Raw genomic sequence first — 16,752 nt, forward strand, 5'->3', positions numbered from 1 at the left:
CAGCGGTCAGCGACCGCCCATCGCCACGCGGTTCTGTTCCTGCTGCTGCGCTGGCGACGGCTGTTCCTGCACCGGGCGGTTGGTTTCGGCCATGCGACTGCTCTGCTCGACGGTCTGGTTCACCGCCTGGTTGTAGTCGATGTACGAATTCTTCGACGCCGGGTTGGTCGGATCGCCCTGCACCGCCACGAGGAAGCCCTGGCCGTTCGGTCCCTGCGTGCGGCTGACATGGGTGATGTCGCTGAGGCCGGACGCCTTGGCATCGGCCGCCAACGCCGCTGCGGCTTTTTCGAGCGTTTCGCGGGAGGCGAAGCCGCCGCTCGGGCCGAGCTGCTCCAGGTTCGACACCGCCTGCTGGTACAGCCGGTGATCCGGATGGTTCGGATTGGAGATCAGCGGCCGATCGGTTTGACTTGGCTGCGCGGGGGCCTGCTGCGTCGGAGCTTGCTGCGTCGGAGCTTGCTGCGTCGGAGCCTGCTGCGTCGGAGCCTGCTGCGTCGGGGCCTGCTGTGTCGGGGCCTGCTGTGTCGGGGCTTGCTCCGTGGGGGCTTGCTGCGTCGGAGCCTGCTGTGTCGGAGCCTGCTGCGCCGGAGCCTGCTGCGTCGGAGCCTGTTGCGTCGGAGCCTGCTGAGCCTGGCGCTGGTCCGGATGGATGCCCAATGCCGTCAGGGTGTCGCGACCCGCCTTGCCATCGACTTCCAGGCCCTGGCGTTCCTGGTACTGCCGCACCGCCGCTTCGGTCTTGTCGCCGAAATAGCCGGTGGTCGGCAGCGGCTGGCCCGCGGCGTCGCGGATGCCGGCCGCGTTCAGCGCTTCCTGCAGGCGACGCACGCCTTCGCCGCGTTCGCCGTGGATCAGCAGGCGATCGTCGAGCCCCCCGTTCTGCGCCTGGGTCTGGCCCGGCGCGACCGCGCCTGCATCGCGCGAGAAGTTGTTGGGGTCGCCGCTGAGCGCGCGATAGGCCTGCTCCGCCGGCATGCCGGACTGGACGTTGCGCTGGTACTGCTCACGCATGTTGTTGAGTGCGGTCGCGGTCTCCGCAGGGGTGATCGACGCCATGTTGCCGGCGGAATCGCCGTCGTAGGCGCCACGCCCACCGTTGCGCGGCGTGCCGACGCTGGCGAACTCCAGCGCCAGCGCGTGCTGCGCGCGCTCCAGGCCCTGCGGACCGGTGGCTTCGCCAGTGATGTAGGCGCGCACCGACGGCCGCTTCTCGTCGATCAGGTAATCGGCGAACAGTTTCTCCTGCAACTGCGGGGTGAAGCGCGCGTTGCGGTCGACGCCGGTCTGGTTGATCGCGGCCTCCAGCGTATCCGGCGTGAACTGGTACTTGCCGACCGCGAACAGGCGGTTGGGATCGCCGGCAGGCAGATCCTGGCGACGCATGATCTCGGCCACGGTCATCTGCGAGAAATCGATCTGCGCGCCGCGCGCATCGCCAGCCACGCCACGGTTGTACGAGTTGTAACCGCCCTCGCCGCTGCCGATCAGCCGGCCGAGTTCGTTGCTCGGCCCGAAGCCATAGGGATTGGTCTGTGCGGGCTGCTGCGGCGTGGGTTGCTGCGGAGCGGGTTGCTGCGGCGTGGGCTGCTGCTGCGCCGGTTGCTGGGGCGCGGGCTGCTGCTGCGTCGGCTGGATGACACCCAGCGCGGTCAGCATCTGGCGGTCGGCTTCACCGGTCACCGGCAGGTTGTTCTGGCGCTGGTAGTTCTCGACCGCTTCGCGGGTGCGACGCCCGTAGTCCTGATCGGGATTGAGCGGCTGCCCGGCCGCATCGCGGACGTTCGCGGCGTTCAGCGCGCGCTGCAGGCGTTCGACCTCCGGCCCGTTCTCGCCGTAGCTGAGCTTGCCGTCCGCCAGCGGCGGATCGGCCGGCCTCGGGAAGTTGCCGGAGATCGGCACGAAGCTCGGACGGTCGGTGACCGTGTTCTGCGCCTGCGTCGGGCGGGTATCGGTGGTCAGCGCGCCGCTGTGCATGTCGCGTATCCACTTGTCGGCCTGCGCGATGTAACGCGTGTTGACGTCGAAGTGCACATGGTCCGGGAACGCGTTCGGATTGCCGTTGTTGTAGCCGTCCTGGCGGCCGAGCGGCTGGCCGTATTCGACGCGCTGCCCGGGCTGGAGATTCGCGTCGATGTTGGCATGGCGGATCTGGAACATCGTGTCGCCGGTCGTCGGGTCGTTGATCGTGATCACCCCGTCGGCGCGATCGATGCGACCGATCACGCCCGCCGCCGGCGACGGGATCGTCACCTGGTTGTTCGCCAGGCCCGGCGCAGTGAGCACCATGTCCTTGCTGACCATGTAGTTGCCGCCCGGCGTGAGCACGGCCGTGCCGCGATAGTTGCCGAGGATTTCCTCGCTTTCGCCGCCGACGCGGGCATAGACGCGTCCGCTTTCCTGCAGGCGCTGGCTCGGATGGTGGTTTTCCAGGTCGCGGTAGTTGGTGACGAGCTGGCTGTTGCTGCCGACGCTTTCGTAGATGGTGATCTTGGGCATGACGACACGCTCCGTTGTTGGCATTTCCTTGCGGTTTCCAGAAGGCGGCGGACCTGCATCGTCCGCACGCCTCCCCCTGTTGAATCATCGGCGCGGCCCCATGGCCGCGCCCTGCATCACGGGCTCGGCGGTTCCGGGTCTTCGGTGAGGGCCCAGCAGCCGTTCCGCTGTTCGAATCGATACGAATTGCCTTCCGACATCCCGTAGCCGTAACGCACGATCCGCGCGGCATCGCCCTGCGGCTCGACCTGCAGCTGCAGCGGCGCCGGATCGACCTGGCCGTCCGGCCCGGCGAAGTGGAAGGCACCATCGCGCCAGGCGACGTTGAAGCCCGCGTAGTCGCTGCCGGCGGCATAGAGCAGCACGCTGTCCGTGCCATCGACGCCACCACCGAGGTCCGCCACCTTCACCAGCGGCGCCGTGAACGCACGTTCGATCTTCTCGTCCGATGCGAATGCTTTCAGGAAGGCGTCGAAATCGGGCGATGGGCAGGCCGGCGCCGCGGCTTCGGGCGCGGGCAGCGCGGACGCCTTCCAGGAGCGCACCGCGAGCGCGGACTCTTCGCCGGGGACGTTCCACTTGCCGTACGGGCCATAGGTCGTCACCGAAATGCGGCGGTTTTCGGCAGCGTTGGCGTAATGCATCTTGCAGTAGCCGTCGCCGCTGCAGCTCTCGACCTCGGGCAATGCGAAGCAGACCTCGGCGGTGCCGCCGACGTTCTCGCGGCACATCGGATCGCGCAGCGGCAGCCAGCCGGCGGCGAGCAGTTGCTTGCGCAGTTCGGCGAACGGCATGCCCTCGCGGAACGCGGCTTCGATGGCCGGCTTCGCTTCGGGCGCGGGCGTTGCCGCAGACCCGCTGGCGCCCGGCGCCTGCGCGGCCGGTGCCTGCGCGACGGCGGCCGAATCCTGCGGACTGCACGCGGTGGCGAGCAGGGCGGCGATCATCAAGGGGAGGAGCGGTTGACGCATGGTGCGATGTCCTTGGTGGAATGGAAATCCGGTGGAATGAAAACGCCTGGATCAGCGGCCTGGCGATGGGGGACGGGCCGGGTCCTGGCGGGTCTGGGTCGGGTCCTGCGTGTCGGCAGCCACCGGCACGGTGGGCGCGGCGACCGGCGCACGCGCCGGATCGACGGCATGCGTTTCCGGCAGATAGGCGCTTTTCGATGCGGGATTGGCCGGATCGCCCTGCACCGCGACCAGGAACACGCGGCCATCCGGCGCAGTGCTGCGGCCGAGATAGGCGATCTCGTCCAGGCCGGAGGCGCGGGCATGCGCGGCCATCGCAACGGCGGCGCGTTCGCGCACGGCCATATCGGGATACGCACCGGCCTTGTCGAGATGACCCAAGGCCTGGCGGAACAAGGCATGGTCGGGATGCGCGGCATCGCGTGCCGAGGGCGCGACCGTCCGTGTCTCCGGTGCGATCGCCAGCACGGCGTTCAGGCCATCACGGTTGCGGGTGATGTCGTGCATCAGGTCGTAGTTGCTCGGGCCGTTGCCGTCGCGATGCACGCGTCCGCCGGTCGCGGCGGCACGCGCCTGGCCGAACCCTGAGAAATGGCAGGCCTTGAGGAAGCCGGCGACGCGCAGCGGGCTGTCTTCGTTCCCCAGCACGCGCTCGTCGACGGCGCGCTGGTGGAAACGTTCGCTCTGCGCGCGGAAGGCGCGATCCTGCAGCGCAGGCGCGTCGCGGAACGTCTGCAGGTCGAGCCCGGCGGACCAGTTCGAGGACTCCTGGAGGAAGGCACGCATGCCGCCGGCCCGCGCCCAGGCCTTCTCGCCCGGCGCGCCGTCGGCGGTCATGGCCGCGCGCATGCGTTCGCCATCGATGCAGCCCGCCTCGGCGAGCCAGACCGCGCCGACCTGGTAACGACCGACATGGCCGAACCGGCCGATCGCCCCGGCATCGCCGCCCACGCCCGCAGTGAGCACGGTCGAAGCGACCAGCCGGCGGGTCGTGGCGTCGTCGAGGCTGGCGATATCGCCCTGGTCGTAGGCACGGGCGACGGCGGCCGCCTGCTGGCGCGGGTCGGCCATGGTCAGGCGCCCGGAGTACGCATGGAATGGGGAATCCGCCCGAGATCACGGGCGGAACGCCTGCCGGAGAACCCGGCAGGTCGAAGGAGCCGCACGGCGCGGGCAAGGCATGCCCGCCCGTGGGCGATGTCGGCAGTGGCCACTGCCGTCAGTCTCGTATCAGCCACAACGCTGTTCCTGGAATTGGATACGACTGGGGTATTCGGATTGTGATGCCGACGGCAGGCCGACCGGCATGGGGCTGTATACCACGCGTCCATGGCCGCCGTGAGCGCCACCGGACGGACGGTCATCATGCCGGGGCGGCGTCCCACCGACCGAGACCCGTCGCCGGCTGGGCTAAAATGGCCGTTTTCCGCGCTCAGGACAGCCCCATGCAACTTTCTTCGGCTCGCGCCATCGTCACCGGCGGCGTCTCCGGCCTCGGCTTCGCCGTCGCCAGGCACCTCGTGGCCCACGGCGGCAAGGTCGCGCTCTTCGATGTGAACGACGACAAGGGCGCCGCCGCCGTCGCCGAACTGGGCGAGGCCAACGCCCGCTACTTCCGCACCGACGTCAGCGACGAAGCCGGCGTCACCGCCAATGTCGCCGCCGCGAAGGACTTCCTCGGCGGCCTCAACGCCGCGATCAACTGCGCAGGCATCCTCGGCGCCGGCCGCGTGCTGGGCAAGGACGGCCCGATGCCGCTGTCGCAGTTCCAGACCACGGTCATGGTCAACCTGGTCGGCAGCTTCAACGTCGCCAAGGCCGCCGCGCAGCTGATGCAGGCCAACGAGGCCGGCGTTGACGGCGAGCGCGGCGTGATCGTCAACACCGCCTCGGTCGCGGCCTACGAAGGCCAGATCGGCCAGGCCGCCTACTCTGCCTCGAAGGGCGGCGTGGTCGGCATGACCCTGCCGATGGCGCGCGAACTGGCCCGCTTCGGCATCCGCGTGATGACGATCGCCCCCGGCATCTTCTGGACCCCGATGGTCGACGGCATGCCCGAATCCGTGCAGCAGTCGCTGTCGGCCTCGATCCCGTTCCCGTCGCGCCTGGGCAAGCCGGAGGAGTTCGCCGACCTCGTCGCCTACATCCTCGGCAACACCTACCTCAACGGCGAAACCATCCGCCTCGACGGCGCGACGCGCCTGGCGCCGAAGTGAGCCTCGAACACTCGCAACGCACCCAGCGCTGGATCCTCCAGCGCTGGCCCGCGATCCGCGCACAGGGCTTCAGCCGCTTCCTGCTGCTGCGCGGACTCGCGACCTGGGGCGGACTGATGTTCGTGGCCATGACGATCATGGTCACGTACAAGCTCGGCACCGATCATCCGCGCCTGCCGATGCTGATCGGCATCGCCGCCGCGCTCTGCGCCTTCGGCGGCATGCTCTGGGGCGCGGCGACCTGGTGGATCAACGAACGCCTCTACCGCACCATGCACGGTTCGCGCGACGCCTGATTTCAACGGCATAACCGAACGACACACATACCCACACCGTCCTCCCGGATTGAAGACATGAAGGCTTACGACATCAAGAAAGGCAACGTCGTCGAATACAACGGCGGCGCGTACCAGATCCGCGACATCGAGCGCAGCTCGCCGCAGGGTCGCGGCGGCAACGTGAAGTACCGCTTCACCATGTACAGCGTGCCCGGCGGCACCAAGCTCGACATCAGCGTCGGCGGCGACGACGACCTGAAGGAAGTCGATCTGGCGCGTCGCCAGGCGACGTTCTCGTACAAGGACGGCGACGCGTTCGTGTTCATGGACGACGAGGATTTCACGCCGTACACGCTCGACCCCGCCGCGATCGGCGATGCCGCCGGCTACATCACCGACGGCCTGGCCGGCTGCTACGTGCAGGTGATCGATGACGCCCCGGTCGGCCTGCAGCTGCCGCAGAGCGTGATCCTCGAAGTGATCGAGACCCCGCCGGAACTGAAGGGCGGCACCGCGACCAAGCGCCCGAAGCCGGCCAAGCTCAACACCGGCATCGAGATCCAGGTGCCGGAATACATCGGCAACGGCGAGAAGGTGTGGGTGAACACCGTCACCGGCGAGTTCGCCGGCCGTGCGGAATAAACCCGCGAAAGCTCGCAAGCCCCCGCGCCTTCCCTGCGTGTCGGGAAGGCGCGGGATGTTCGGCGCCTCACATTTCCGAACAGAGCGCGGGCTTGCTGTCGTATCCGACCAGCGTCTGGCCGTTCCACACGTAGACGGTGGCCTGGACGTAGCCGGGCTGGTTCTGGCAGCGGAAGATGCAATAGTCGAGGTTGGTGCAGTTGATCGGGTAGATCGCGTCGGTGTACCCGGAATCGATGCTCCATGAGATACCGGTGTACGACAGACCGCTGATCGAGACCATGCAGTAGTTCTGGCCCGAACAGTCCAGCGAGACGCCCGGCGTATAGGCCTGGCCCGGGAACGCGGCGAGGCCGGCGAGCAGGAGTGCGGCGACAGCGGGGAGTTTCATGCTTCATTCCCTGAAGAGGCGGCCCGATTGGCCGCAGGTCGAGCCTAGCAGCCGGCGAAGTCGCGGACACGCGACGCGCACGCGCTGCGGCCAGATCCGGCAAAGCCGCAGGCGTTCATGCCGACCAGGTTCTGGCATTCGCAGACACAGTCGATGCCGATAGGGCATCGGCTAAGCGTGTTTGCTCACCCACTTCACTGCCATGCGGAGGATCGAAGGATCGGTCGGCGGATCGTCCAGCATCGGCGCGATCTCGCGCCAGGCCAATGCGTGCGATTCGTCGCTGATCGCGAAATCCTCGCTGCCGGTCGCGCGCACCACATAGCGCACGTCGTAATGCCAGTGACCCGGCACATCATTGCGCTCGGGAATCCAGTGGCGATCCAGGTCGAAGATCGCGCCCTCGACGACGAGGTCGGTCAACCCTGACTCTTCTTCCGCTTCCTTCAGCGCGACCGCAGCGAGATCGCGATCGCCATCGGCATGTCCGCCGAGCTGCAGCCAGCGATCCAGCTTGCGGTGATGCGTCATCAGCAGATGCGTGCCCGCTGCGTTCACCAGCCACGCGGAGCCGGTGAAGTGTCCATCGAGACGTTCGCGAACGTAGGGATCCGCGGGATCGGCAGCCAGCGCGAGGAACTGCGCGACGACATCGGCCTCCATCGGCCATACGGCGGCGTAGCGTTCAAGATCTGCAACAAGCGATGCGCGATCGATAAACGGAGAGGTCATGCTGCAGTGCACCATAAGCAAAAACGGCCTTGCATTATCGCCTTGCGCACCCGCTTCACGCCAAAACCGCGCTCTTGTGCACGGTGCACGGGCCGGGTATGTTCGCCGGGTTCCGGCGCCACGTGCGTCGGCCTTCAACATTGCTAGGGGATGGTCAATGCTCTTTTGGCGCGTCAAACCGCTCGACAAGATTATCGAGACGGCAGAAAAGAAAGCTCTCAAGCGCCAGCTCGGCGCTTTCCAGCTCACCATGCTTGGCATCGGTGCAATCATCGGCACGGGTATCTTCGTGCTGACCGCGGAAGCCGGGCAGAAGGCCGGTCCCGCGATGATGATCGCATTCGTGATCGCCGCCGTCGTCTGCGCGCTGGCCGCACTGGCCTACTCCGAACTGGCATCGATGGTGCCGGTGTCGGGCTCGGCCTACACCTATACCTATGGCGTGATGGGCGAGGCGATGGCCTGGACCGTCGGCTGGGCGCTCGTGCTCGAGTACGCGGTCGCCGCAGGCGCGGTGTCCGTTGGCTGGTCGGGGTACATGAACGGCCTGCTCGCGAGTGCGGGCATGGAATTGCCCCTTGCACTGAGAACAGGCCCGATGGATGGCGGCGCCTTCAACCTGCTCGCTTTCCTCATCGCGCTGACCGTCACCGCCCTGCTGGTCATCGGCACGTCGAAGTCGGCCAAGGTCAACGCCATCCTCGTGCTGATCAAGGTCGTCGCGCTGGCCGCGTTCATCGTGATCGCGGTGCCGGCAGCGAAGGACGTGAACTTCGAACCGTTCTTCCCGACCGGCTGGGGCAGCCCGCTCGGCGGCATCGGCGTGCTGGGTGCGGCGGCGTCGATCTTCTTCGCCTACGTCGGCTTCGACGCGGTCTCCACCGCCGCCGAGGAAACCGAGAACCCGAACCGCAACATCCCGATCGGCCTGATCGGCTCGCTCGCGGTCTGCACCATCTTCTACATGCTGGTCGGCTACGGCGCGGTCGGCTCGATCGGCGCGCAGCCGATGTTCGACGCCAATGGCGTGGCCTTCCATCCGGGTACCCCTGAGCTGGCTGCGGCCTGTGCCGGCAGCGAGGCCCTGGTGTGCAGCAAGGAACCGCTGGCCCACGTGCTGAAGATGCTCGGCTTCGCCGGCTGGGGCAATGCGATCGGCCTGGCCGCTGCGCTGGCGCTGCCGTCGGTCGTGCTGATGATGATCTACGGCCAGACCCGCATCTTCTTCACCATGTCGCGTGACGGCCTGCTGCCGGAATCGCTGTCGAAGGTGCACCCGAAGTTCCACACCCCGCACGTGATCACCATGATCACCGGCGTGTTCGTCTCGCTGTTCGCTGCGATGTTCCCGGTGGGCATCCTGGCCGATATCTCGAACTCGGGCACCCTGTTCGCCTTCATCGCGGTGGCCGCTGCGGTGATGATCCTGCGCGTGAAGGATCCGGACCGTCGTCGTCCGTTCAAGACACCGATGGTGTGGGTCGTCTGCCCGCTCGCCATCGCTGGCTGCCTGCTGCTGTTCCTGAACCTGTCGATGTACACCATCGGCATGTTCTTCGGCTGGGCTGCGATCGGTGCGGTCGTGTACGTCTCCTACGGCTATCGCCGCAGCCATCTGGCGAACGGCACCTGATCGCCGTACCAACGCCTGCAGCAACGAAAACGGCGCGGTCACCCGCGCCGTTTTTCTTTGTGCGATCCGCTGCGACGAAGCGAGGTCAGAGCTTCTTCGCCCAGGCACTGCACCAGCCCTTGGCGGCGACGGTGTTCTTCGGGAACAGGGTGCAGGGACCGTAGGCCTGGCCCTTCGCGCCCTTGAAGAAGTTGCAGTTGGTGCAGCTGCTGCCGGCCTTGAACGCGGCGTGCTTCACGGCCGCGGCATTCTCGGTGTAGGCCAGCGCCTTGGCGGCCGCGTCGGTGGCCGGCAGCTTGGGCAGCGCGGCCGGGGCGGCGGCTTCGGCGGAGGCCGCGCGCAACGCGATCGGGGCAGTGGCGGCGGTGACCAGGGCGATGGTCAGGAAACGGCGGCGGGAGGCATCGTGGCGCATCTGGCTGGGATCCTGTGGGGAGACTGTGGTCAGTCTGAGCCGAGGCGCCCATCCCCACCTTGAGCCTGATCAAACCCGGGCGCGGTATCCTTGCGCCCCTCGCAACGACACCAGGTGCAGTCCGCATGCAGGACCACGAACGGGCCGCCCGCCAATCCCTCATCGACCACTGCTGCGCGATGAACGCCAGCGGCCTGTCGCTCGGCAAGTCCGGCAACGCCAGCCTGCGCTGGGGCGACGGCCTGCTGATCACGCCCACCGGCCGCGCCTACGACCGCCTGCAGCCCGAAGACATCGTCTTCCTCGACGCCGATGGCGGCTGCGCCCCGGGCCAGCTGATCCCGTCCAGCGAGTGGCGCTTCCACTGCGACATCCTGCGTGCCTACCCGACTGCGAACGCGGTCGTCCATGTCCACTCGACCTACGCGACCGCCCTCGCCTGCCTGGGCGAAGGCATCCCGGCCTTCCACTACATGGTCGCGGTGGCCGGTGGCGCGGAAATCCCCTGCGCGGACTACGCCACCTTCGGCAGCGCCGAGCTGTCAGACAACGTGCTGCGCGTGCTCCACGGCGAGTTCAAGGCCTGCCTGATGGCGAACCACGGCCAGGTCGCGATCGGCAAGACCCTCGCCGATGCCTACGCGCTGGCCCAGGAGGTCGAGAACCTCGCCCGCCAGTACATGCTCGCGCGCAGCCTCGGCCCGACCCGCAACCTGCCGGCCGAGGAAATGGCCAGGGTGGTCGAGAAGTTCAGGTCCTACGGGCAGCAGCGCTCGGACGACTGAACAATTCACCTTATTCCATTGCGGAATAAGGCACGCCCGAGGGTCCATATTGCGCCGGGAACGGGTCCGCTACACTGCGCGCCATGAACGCCCCCACCTCCGCACCCGCCTTCGACCACAACCTGTACGCCGGTTGTGCCGCCCAGATCGTCTCGCACACCCGCGAGCTCGCCGCCAAGGGCTGGACGCCGGCCACCGCCGGCAATTTCTCGATCCGGATGAGCGCCGACCTGGCCGCGATCACCATCTCCGGCAAGGACAAGGGTCGCCTCAGCGAAGCCGACATCATGGTCGTCGACATGGACAACCGACCGGTCGCCACGCACCACCGGCCCTCGGCCGAAACCGCCCTGCACACCCATCTTTACCGCCGCTACCCGGACGTCGGCGCCGTCCTGCACACCCACTCGCCCACCCAGACCATCGCCGGCCTGCTGTACGCGCCCGAGGGCCGGGTGCGCCTGAAGGGCTACGAGCTGTTCAAGGCCCTGCGCGGCCACACCACGCACGAGAAGACCTTCGACCTGCCGGTGGTACCGAACTCGCAGGACATGGACGAGCTGACCGCCAGCGTCGACGCCGTGCTGAGCGAGCCGAACACCTGGGGCTACCTGATCGCCGGCCACGGCCTGTACGCCTGGGGCAAGGACATCTCGGAAGCCCGCCGTCACCTCGACGCCTTCGAATTCATGCTCGGCTGCGAGCTGGAAATGCGCCGGCTGCGGGGCTGAACTCACGTTTCAGGCTTTTTCGTAGAAGGGCCTTCAGGCCCGAGCTCTTTGATTGTTGGAAAAAGCCAGATCAAGAGCTCGGGCCTGAAGGCCCTCCTACAATGCGAAACCCTGCGTTTCATTCATTGAACCACCCCCTGCCCTGCCCCATGATCGGCAGGCCCACGTCACTCCGGAACGCCCGCCCATGAGCCGCCTGCGCATCTTCGCCGACGACCGCCCCGACGCCCCGCTGTCGGTCAGCCACGACCATGCCGACATCGCCGCCAGCCTGAAGACCATCGGCGTCGACTTCGAGCAGTGGCAGGCCGCGCAGCCGGTCCAGCCCGGCGACGCGCCGGAGACCATCATCGCCGCCTACCAGGCCGACATCGACCGCATCAGCGCCGCGCGCGGCTTCACCACGATCGACGTGGTCAGCATCGCGCCGGACAACCCGAACCGCGAGGCGATGCGCACCAAGTTCCTCGACGAGCACTACCACGTCGAAGACGAAGTCCGCTTCTTCGTCGCCGGCTCCGGCCTGTTCAGCCTGCACGTCGACGGCAAGGTCTACGAAGTGCTGTGCGAAGCCGGCGACTTGATCTCGGTGCCCGACAAGACCACGCACTGGTTCGACATGGGCCCGGAACCGAGCTTCGTCGCCATCCGCTTCTTCCAGCAGGCCGACGGCTGGGTCGGCCATTTCACCGGCACCGACATCGCACAGCGGTTTCCGCGGTACGAGGTCGGGCAGGCGGCTTGATGCTTGCCGAATTCGCAGGCTGGGTCATCGACCCAGCCGAATGCATGCAAACGCTGGGTCGATGACCCAGCCTGCGGGCTAAAAGCATTTTCATTCACAGCCTCAGACAAAATCATCAAACAAAGGAAAGCAAAATGATTCGCCTTCTGATGTTTGTCGCAGCACTCACGATCCCAGCATTCGGTTTCGCGCAAAGCAACAATGACGGCTGGAATCAGCTGGGCGCGGCGCTCGCGGGATCAAAAGAGAGAGCACGTAACGCATACAACGAAGGCGCAAGACAAGCGGCTGAGCGAGAAAATGCAATTTCGAATGTAATGCAAGCTCAAGCCCGAGCAGAAATTATGCGAATGGAAAATTCTGCACGCGAAAGACTCAAGACGTTTTGGATGTCAGCCGGACTAACGGAACAAGAAGCGATCAGCGTCGCCTCTGAATTCCGCATTGAAGAAAAGCAAATATCCATCAATATTCGCGCACAGCGCGACGGCATTGAGAAAACTTTAGTGAGAGCCCTAAGGGCTTATGAGAACTATGACTACTTTCTGGCAAACCAGATACTCATCGGCGCCGAACGCATCGCCGGGGCCACGCCAGAGCAACTTTCTGCCGCTCAGAAAGCAGTAGAAGCAGAGAAAGCGCGAATTGGAATCCAATCTGGAAGTCCATAAAGTTCTATTCACCTGGAAAAAGAGATGCCCCTCATCCTCACCGACATCGAAGGCACCACCTCCTCCATCTCGTTCGTGAAGGACGTGCTGTTCCCGTACGCGCGGCGCGCGCTGCCCGGGTTCGTGCGCGCGCACGCAGAGGAGCCGGAGGTGCGGCGCTGGCTGGATGTCGTCGCGACCGAGCACGGGGCCGTCTGCAGCGACGACACCATCGTCGAGATCCTGCAGGGCTGGATCGACGAGGACCGCAAGCACACGGCACTGAAGGCGCTGCAGGGCATGATCTGGAGCGACGGCTATCGCGGCGCGGACTTCACCGCGCACATCTATCCCGATGCCGCCGCGCAGCTGCGCGACTGGCACGCGGCGGGGCTGCCGCTGGCGGTGTATTCCTCGGGCTCGGTGCCGGCGCAGAAGCTGTTCTTCGGCCACACCGATGCCGGCGACCTGACCGGCCTGTTCGAGGGCTGGTTCGATACCGAGGTCGGGCACAAGCGCGAGGCCGGCAGCTATACCGAGATCGCGCGCCGCCTCGGCCGCCTGCCGGACGACATCCTGTTCCTGTCCGACGTGGTCGAGGAACTCGACGCCGCGCGCGAGGCCGGGCTGCGCACCGTGCTGATCGATCGCCTGGACGACTATCCGCAGCCGCGTCTCGGCGATGCCGCGCACGGCCATGCGCGCGTCGAGCGCTTCGATCAGGTCGCACTGGACTGAACCGAGCCATGCGCGCCCTCCACGCCCTCTCGCTGCTGATCGGCCTGCTGCTCTGCGGCGCGGCCGGCGCCGTGGGCACGGAGCGCCAGGTCATCACCGATCCCGCGCTGCGCGCACGCGAAGCGCGACTGCTCGACGAAGCGGTGAAGGCGCTGCTGCCGCACCGCCCGGGCGTGCCGGACCTGTACGTGGTCGGCTTCGGCGGCGACAGCACCGAGGACGTGTTCCGCAACGAAGTCGTGCATCTCGACAGCCTGATGACCCAGCGCTTCGGCGCGCGCGGCCGCGTGCTGACCCTGGTCAACCACAGCGACAGCCTGATCGGCACGCCGCGCCCGCTGGCGAACCTGGAAAGCCTGCGCGCGGCATTGCGCGGGGTCGCGGCGAGGATGGGCGACGAGGACGTGCTGCTGCTGTTCATGACCATGCACGGCACGCCGGAGCACCGGCTGGTCGCGCTGATGCCGCCCGCCTTTCTCGACATGATCGATCCGCGCGAGCTGCGCGAGGCACTGGACGACGCCGGCATTCGCAATCGCGTGCTGGCGATCTCCGCCTGCTATTCCGGTGGCTTCGTCCCGGCGCTGGAAAGCCCGCGCACCGTGGTCATCACCGCCGCGCACCGCAGCCGCCCCTCGTTCGGCTGCGGCCCGGATTCCGACGCGACCTTCTTCGGCCGCGCCTGGATGATCGACGCGCTGAACGAGACCACCGATTTCGTCGAAGCCTTCGAAAGGGCAAAGCGCAGCATCGCCGCACGCGAGAAAGCCGAGGGCTATCGCCCGTCGAAACCGCAGATCGCGGTCGGCGAGGAGATCCTGCCGGTGCTGCAGGCCTGGCAGGCGCAGCTGCAGCCCGGGCCGAAGGTACCGTATGCGTTCAATGCGCCCGTTGATGCCGCGAACAGCGTGCCGGCGGAAGCGGCCTCGATCGCGAACCCGAAAGAGAAGCGCTGATCTTTCCTGTCATCCCGAGCGCAGCGAGGGACCTGCTGTCGGGATTGTCGGCAAGAGCAAAAACAGGTCCCTCGCTGCACTCGGGATGACATGCAGCAAGCAACACGCACCTGCATCAATGCAACTTTTCGCCCCGTGCCAGCATCGCGACCAGGGTCTCGACGCGCTTCGCCTTGGTCTCTGGTTTCTTCGCGGTCTGCACGCGCCAGCACACGGCGTAGCGGTTGGTCGAATTCAAGGTGTCGAAGAAGGCCTTCGCCTTGCGGTTCTTCGCAAGGGCGGCGGCGAGTTCGGGCGGGACTTCCATGGCGCGGGCGCCGTCGTAGGCGGCGTCCCAGCGACCATCGGCCTTCGCGGCTTCGACCTCGCGCAGGCCGCCGTCGCGCATGCGGCCGGCGGCGATCAGGCGTTCGACATGGCCGATGTTGATCTTCGACCACAGTCCTTTCGGGCGGCGCGGGGTGAAGCGCTGGAGAAAGAAGCGGTCGTCGAAGCTGCGCTTCTGCCCGTCGATCCAGCCGTGGCACAGCGCGACATCCAGCGCCTCGGCGTAGTTCACGGTGGTCACGCCCGCGCCTTTCTTCGCGATCTTCAGCCACAGTCCCTTCGCGTCGGCATGCGCGACCAGCCAGCCTTCCCAGGCCTCGGCGTCGTCGAAGGCGATGACCGGGAGATCGTCGGGGAGATCGGTCGTACTCATTCGTCCGTCCATTCCTGCAGGCGATATTCGCCCTGCGCGCGCAGTTCGCCTCGCCAGGGATCGAACGCGCGTACCTCGATGCGATGCGTGCCGGCGGCGAGGTCCGTCGGCAAGTCCGCGCGCCACAGGTGTGGCGAGGGCTTCGCTTCCGGCGATCGATCGTAGCCGCGCAGCGATTCGGCCTCGGCATCGAGCACGTTCTCGCGCAGCAGGCGCGGGTCGGGTGCGCTCACCCGGCGCATCGGCTTCCAATCGCCGTCGTCGATGCGGAACTCGACGCGGCTGTCGGCCTGGCCCATGTAGACGTTCGCGAACACGCCGAACGCCGGATAGGCGCCGCGCCGGAGCACCTTCGGCGCGGACAGGCCGATGCCGGTGTCGTCGGGCGCGCGCGCGACATGCCAGGCCAGCGCGTACCGGCCTCCGCGTTCGATGCGCAGGCTGGCGTAGCCGTTGGGCGTGCCGTCGGCCATGGTGCTGTCGGGAATGCCGGCGGCGTCGGGCGCGCCGGTCCAGAACGCGCCGCAGGCCGCGCCGACGTTGTATTCGTGCAGCGGCGTCGCGCCCTGCCAGCCGGTGCGCGCCTCGTGTCGCCAGTGGCGCTGGCCGTGGTTGTGGCCGCTGAGCAGCAGCACGTGCGGGAAATCGCGGAGCAGCGCGAACAGGCGCGCGCGATCGGCATCGCGGAAGGTGTCCTTGTCTTCGGGCTCGAACAGCGGGATATGCACCGCAATCACCAGCAGGCGATCCTTCGGCACGCGCGGCAGGTAGGCTTCGAGGAAGGCGAACTGGTCCTCGCGGAAGCCGCCGATGTAAGGCGACTTGCTCCCGGGTTGATGGATCACGTCGTCGAGGCCGATGAAGACGGCTTCGTCCTCTTCCCAGGCGAAGGTGTCCGGGCCGTAGACCTCGCGGAAGCTGCGCAGCGCATCGTCGTCGTGCGCGGCATCGAGGTCCATGTCGTGGTTGCCGGCGACGTGTAGCCAGGGAATGCCGATGCGCCGGGTCTCGGCGTTGAGCGCGGGATACAGGTCGAGCGCGTCGTCGGCGATGTCGCCTAGGCTCAGGCCCAGCTCAGGGTGCGGCATCCGCGCCGGCTCGGCCAGCACGCTGTCGACGATGTCGCGCGCGTAGTAGCCCACGTCGGCGCGGGATTTGACCTGCGGATCTGCGAAGACCCGGACTTCCAGCCGCCCATCGCCGCGCGGCTCGCGGCGCAGGCCGATGTCGAACGGGCCGTCGGCCGCGGAACGGATACCGCCGTAGCGCAACGCCGGTGCGGCGGCCTGCGGTACATGCCGCCACGCGCCCGGCGCGGCCGGGTCGCCCGTCGCGTGGCCCCAGCCGGCGGGCTTGATCGCGAAGACCGTCTGCCCGGGCTCGACGGCGATCCGGTAGCCGCCGTCGGGCCTGCTGAGGACCAGCGCCCGGCCGTTCGACACCGCGACGCCGGGGAGGCCGGGTTCGCCGCGATCCCGGCGGCCGTCGCCGTCGCGGTCCTCGTAGACCATGCCGGCCACGAAACCGCCTGCCTCCGGCCCTGTCGGCGGGGCCGCCACGGCGACCGCAGCGAACAGGGCCGCAGCGAACAGGCAGGCGGGCATGCCCACCGACAGCACCGACCGCTTCCAGCCTGCGACACCCCTCATGCGATCTCCTCTACCCGTCCG

18 protein-coding genes are annotated in these 16,752 nt (G+C 67.4%); 10 read left to right on the forward strand and 8 right to left on the reverse strand.

All coding sequences use genetic code 11. The features are described 5' to 3' along the window. Positions 1-6: 6 nt before the first annotated feature. The 3 genes from ACFQ0E_RS18575 to ACFQ0E_RS18585 all read right to left on the reverse strand — a co-directional run bounded on the left by ACFQ0E_RS18575 (position 7) and on the right by ACFQ0E_RS18585 (position 4,541). Positions 7-2,499: a peptidoglycan-binding protein gene (locus tag ACFQ0E_RS18575; protein WP_386826412.1), complete on the reverse strand. Its 2,493-nt coding sequence runs from the start codon at positions 2,497-2,499 to the stop codon at positions 7-9. Positions 2,500-2,615: 116 nt separating this feature from the next. Beyond that, a complete protein-coding gene (locus ACFQ0E_RS18580) occupies positions 2,616-3,470 on the reverse strand; it encodes a hypothetical protein (protein WP_386826414.1) in 855 nt (284 codons plus the stop codon). Positions 3,471-3,521: 51 nt separating this feature from the next. Next, positions 3,522-4,541 (reverse strand): XVIPCD domain-containing protein, encoded by a 1,020-nt coding sequence (locus ACFQ0E_RS18585; RefSeq protein WP_386826416.1) that lies wholly within the window; start codon positions 4,539-4,541, stop codon positions 3,522-3,524. 374 nt (positions 4,542-4,915) lie between these two features. On the opposite strand from ACFQ0E_RS18585, the gene ACFQ0E_RS18590 reads away from it, so the two are divergent. The 3 genes from ACFQ0E_RS18590 to yeiP are packed head-to-tail and all read left to right on the forward strand — an operon-like array spanning position 4,916 to position 6,606. After that, a complete protein-coding gene (locus ACFQ0E_RS18590) occupies positions 4,916-5,686 on the forward strand; it encodes an SDR family NAD(P)-dependent oxidoreductase (RefSeq protein ID WP_386826418.1) in 771 nt (256 codons plus the stop codon). Then, on the forward strand, positions 5,683-5,982 hold the full coding sequence (locus ACFQ0E_RS18595) for a hypothetical protein (RefSeq protein ID WP_386826420.1): 300 nt from the start codon (positions 5,683-5,685) through the stop codon (positions 5,980-5,982). The genes ACFQ0E_RS18590 and ACFQ0E_RS18595 overlap by 4 nt, the downstream gene beginning before the upstream one ends. 57 nt (positions 5,983-6,039) lie before the next feature. Continuing rightward, entirely contained in the window at positions 6,040-6,606 is a 567-nt protein-coding gene (yeiP, locus tag ACFQ0E_RS18600) for an elongation factor P-like protein YeiP (RefSeq protein ID WP_386826422.1), read from the forward strand. 67 nt (positions 6,607-6,673) lie between these two features. Here the strand turns inward: yeiP and ACFQ0E_RS18605 are convergent, their stop codons facing one another. After that, positions 6,674-6,997 (reverse strand): hypothetical protein, encoded by a 324-nt coding sequence (locus ACFQ0E_RS18605; RefSeq protein WP_386826424.1) that lies wholly within the window; start codon positions 6,995-6,997, stop codon positions 6,674-6,676. A 171-nt stretch (positions 6,998-7,168) separates the two neighbouring features. Then, entirely contained in the window at positions 7,169-7,729 is a 561-nt protein-coding gene (locus ACFQ0E_RS18610) for an NUDIX hydrolase (protein WP_386826426.1), read from the reverse strand. Positions 7,730-7,886: 157 nt separating this feature from the next. Here ACFQ0E_RS18610 and ACFQ0E_RS18615 point away from each other — a divergent pair, with 157 nt between their 5' ends. Next, positions 7,887-9,362, forward strand: a complete 1,476-nt coding sequence (locus tag ACFQ0E_RS18615; protein ID WP_386826427.1) for an amino acid permease — start codon at positions 7,887-7,889, stop codon at positions 9,360-9,362. A gap of 85 nt (positions 9,363-9,447) precedes the next feature. Here ACFQ0E_RS18615 and ACFQ0E_RS18620 read toward each other — a convergent pair whose 3' ends face one another. Further along, positions 9,448-9,777, reverse strand: a complete 330-nt coding sequence (locus tag ACFQ0E_RS18620; protein WP_386826429.1) for a high-potential iron-sulfur protein — start codon at positions 9,775-9,777, stop codon at positions 9,448-9,450. A gap of 125 nt (positions 9,778-9,902) precedes the next feature. Between ACFQ0E_RS18620 and ACFQ0E_RS18625 the strand changes: the two genes are divergently transcribed. The 6 genes from ACFQ0E_RS18625 to ACFQ0E_RS18650 all read left to right on the forward strand — a co-directional run bounded on the left by ACFQ0E_RS18625 (position 9,903) and on the right by ACFQ0E_RS18650 (position 14,382). Continuing rightward, positions 9,903-10,562, forward strand: coding sequence for a class II aldolase/adducin family protein (locus ACFQ0E_RS18625; protein WP_386826430.1), 660 nt, complete (start codon positions 9,903-9,905; stop codon positions 10,560-10,562). 83 nt (positions 10,563-10,645) lie between these two features. Further along, positions 10,646-11,293: a methylthioribulose 1-phosphate dehydratase gene (locus tag ACFQ0E_RS18630; protein WP_386826432.1), complete on the forward strand. Its 648-nt coding sequence runs from the start codon at positions 10,646-10,648 to the stop codon at positions 11,291-11,293. 187 nt (positions 11,294-11,480) lie between these two features. Continuing rightward, positions 11,481-12,038 (forward strand): 1,2-dihydroxy-3-keto-5-methylthiopentene dioxygenase, encoded by a 558-nt coding sequence (locus ACFQ0E_RS18635; RefSeq protein ID WP_386826434.1) that lies wholly within the window; start codon positions 11,481-11,483, stop codon positions 12,036-12,038. A gap of 134 nt (positions 12,039-12,172) precedes the next feature. Beyond that, positions 12,173-12,709, forward strand: coding sequence for a hypothetical protein (locus tag ACFQ0E_RS18640; RefSeq protein ID WP_386826436.1), 537 nt, complete (start codon positions 12,173-12,175; stop codon positions 12,707-12,709). Between the two features lie 24 nt (positions 12,710-12,733). Further along, positions 12,734-13,426 (forward strand): acireductone synthase, encoded by a 693-nt coding sequence (gene mtnC, locus ACFQ0E_RS18645; protein WP_386826438.1) that lies wholly within the window; start codon positions 12,734-12,736, stop codon positions 13,424-13,426. Positions 13,427-13,434: 8 nt separating this feature from the next. After that, a complete protein-coding gene (locus ACFQ0E_RS18650) occupies positions 13,435-14,382 on the forward strand; it encodes a C13 family peptidase (RefSeq protein ID WP_386826439.1) in 948 nt (315 codons plus the stop codon). Between the two features lie 115 nt (positions 14,383-14,497). Here ACFQ0E_RS18650 and ACFQ0E_RS18655 read toward each other — a convergent pair whose 3' ends face one another. Both ACFQ0E_RS18655 and ACFQ0E_RS18660 read right to left on the reverse strand, forming a co-directional pair. Continuing rightward, the gene (locus ACFQ0E_RS18655; protein ID WP_386826441.1) at positions 14,498-15,082 is read right to left on the reverse strand and encodes a YdeI/OmpD-associated family protein; all 585 of its coding nucleotides are present in this window, start codon (positions 15,080-15,082) and stop codon (positions 14,498-14,500) included. Further along, the gene (locus ACFQ0E_RS18660; protein WP_386826443.1) at positions 15,079-16,731 is read right to left on the reverse strand and encodes a calcineurin-like phosphoesterase C-terminal domain-containing protein; all 1,653 of its coding nucleotides are present in this window, start codon (positions 16,729-16,731) and stop codon (positions 15,079-15,081) included. Before ACFQ0E_RS18660 ends, ACFQ0E_RS18655 begins: the two co-directional genes overlap by 4 nt. Positions 16,732-16,752 lie beyond the last annotated feature (21 nt).

This window comes from Lysobacter brunescens (assembly GCF_042677005.1).
In the GTDB taxonomy this organism is placed as follows: domain Bacteria; phylum Pseudomonadota; class Gammaproteobacteria; order Xanthomonadales; family Xanthomonadaceae; genus Lysobacter_I; species Lysobacter_I brunescens.

What these genes read in the sequence shown, in the direction of transcription:
- ACFQ0E_RS18625 (WP_386826430.1), top strand. Translation starts at nt 9,903, where the DNA reads ATGCAGGACCACGAACGGGCCGCCCGCCAATCCCTCATCGACCACTGC.
- ACFQ0E_RS18630 (WP_386826432.1), top strand. Translation starts at nt 10,646, where the DNA reads ATGAACGCCCCCACCTCCGCACCCGCCTTCGACCACAACCTGTACGCC.
- mtnC (WP_386826438.1), top strand. Translation starts at nt 12,734, where the DNA reads ATGCCCCTCATCCTCACCGACATCGAAGGCACCACCTCCTCCATCTCG.
- ACFQ0E_RS18615 (WP_386826427.1), top strand. Translation starts at nt 7,887, where the DNA reads ATGCTCTTTTGGCGCGTCAAACCGCTCGACAAGATTATCGAGACGGCA.
- yeiP (WP_386826422.1), top strand. Translation starts at nt 6,040, where the DNA reads ATGAAGGCTTACGACATCAAGAAAGGCAACGTCGTCGAATACAACGGC.
- ACFQ0E_RS18660 (WP_386826443.1), bottom strand. Translation starts at nt 16,731, where the DNA reads ATGAGGGGTGTCGCAGGCTGGAAGCGGTCGGTGCTGTCGGTGGGCATG.
- ACFQ0E_RS18635 (WP_386826434.1), top strand. Translation starts at nt 11,481, where the DNA reads ATGAGCCGCCTGCGCATCTTCGCCGACGACCGCCCCGACGCCCCGCTG.
- ACFQ0E_RS18580 (WP_386826414.1), bottom strand. Translation starts at nt 3,470, where the DNA reads ATGCGTCAACCGCTCCTCCCCTTGATGATCGCCGCCCTGCTCGCCACC.
- ACFQ0E_RS18650 (WP_386826439.1), top strand. Translation starts at nt 13,435, where the DNA reads ATGCGCGCCCTCCACGCCCTCTCGCTGCTGATCGGCCTGCTGCTCTGC.
- ACFQ0E_RS18590 (WP_386826418.1), top strand. Translation starts at nt 4,916, where the DNA reads ATGCAACTTTCTTCGGCTCGCGCCATCGTCACCGGCGGCGTCTCCGGC.
- ACFQ0E_RS18620 (WP_386826429.1), bottom strand. Translation starts at nt 9,777, where the DNA reads ATGCGCCACGATGCCTCCCGCCGCCGTTTCCTGACCATCGCCCTGGTC.
- ACFQ0E_RS18575 (WP_386826412.1), bottom strand. Translation starts at nt 2,499, where the DNA reads ATGCCCAAGATCACCATCTACGAAAGCGTCGGCAGCAACAGCCAGCTC.
- ACFQ0E_RS18655 (WP_386826441.1), bottom strand. Translation starts at nt 15,082, where the DNA reads ATGAGTACGACCGATCTCCCCGACGATCTCCCGGTCATCGCCTTCGAC.
- ACFQ0E_RS18585 (WP_386826416.1), bottom strand. Translation starts at nt 4,541, where the DNA reads ATGGCCGACCCGCGCCAGCAGGCGGCCGCCGTCGCCCGTGCCTACGAC.
- ACFQ0E_RS18610 (WP_386826426.1), bottom strand. Translation starts at nt 7,729, where the DNA reads ATGACCTCTCCGTTTATCGATCGCGCATCGCTTGTTGCAGATCTTGAA.
- ACFQ0E_RS18640 (WP_386826436.1), top strand. Translation starts at nt 12,173, where the DNA reads ATGATTCGCCTTCTGATGTTTGTCGCAGCACTCACGATCCCAGCATTC.
- ACFQ0E_RS18605 (WP_386826424.1), bottom strand. Translation starts at nt 6,997, where the DNA reads ATGAAACTCCCCGCTGTCGCCGCACTCCTGCTCGCCGGCCTCGCCGCG.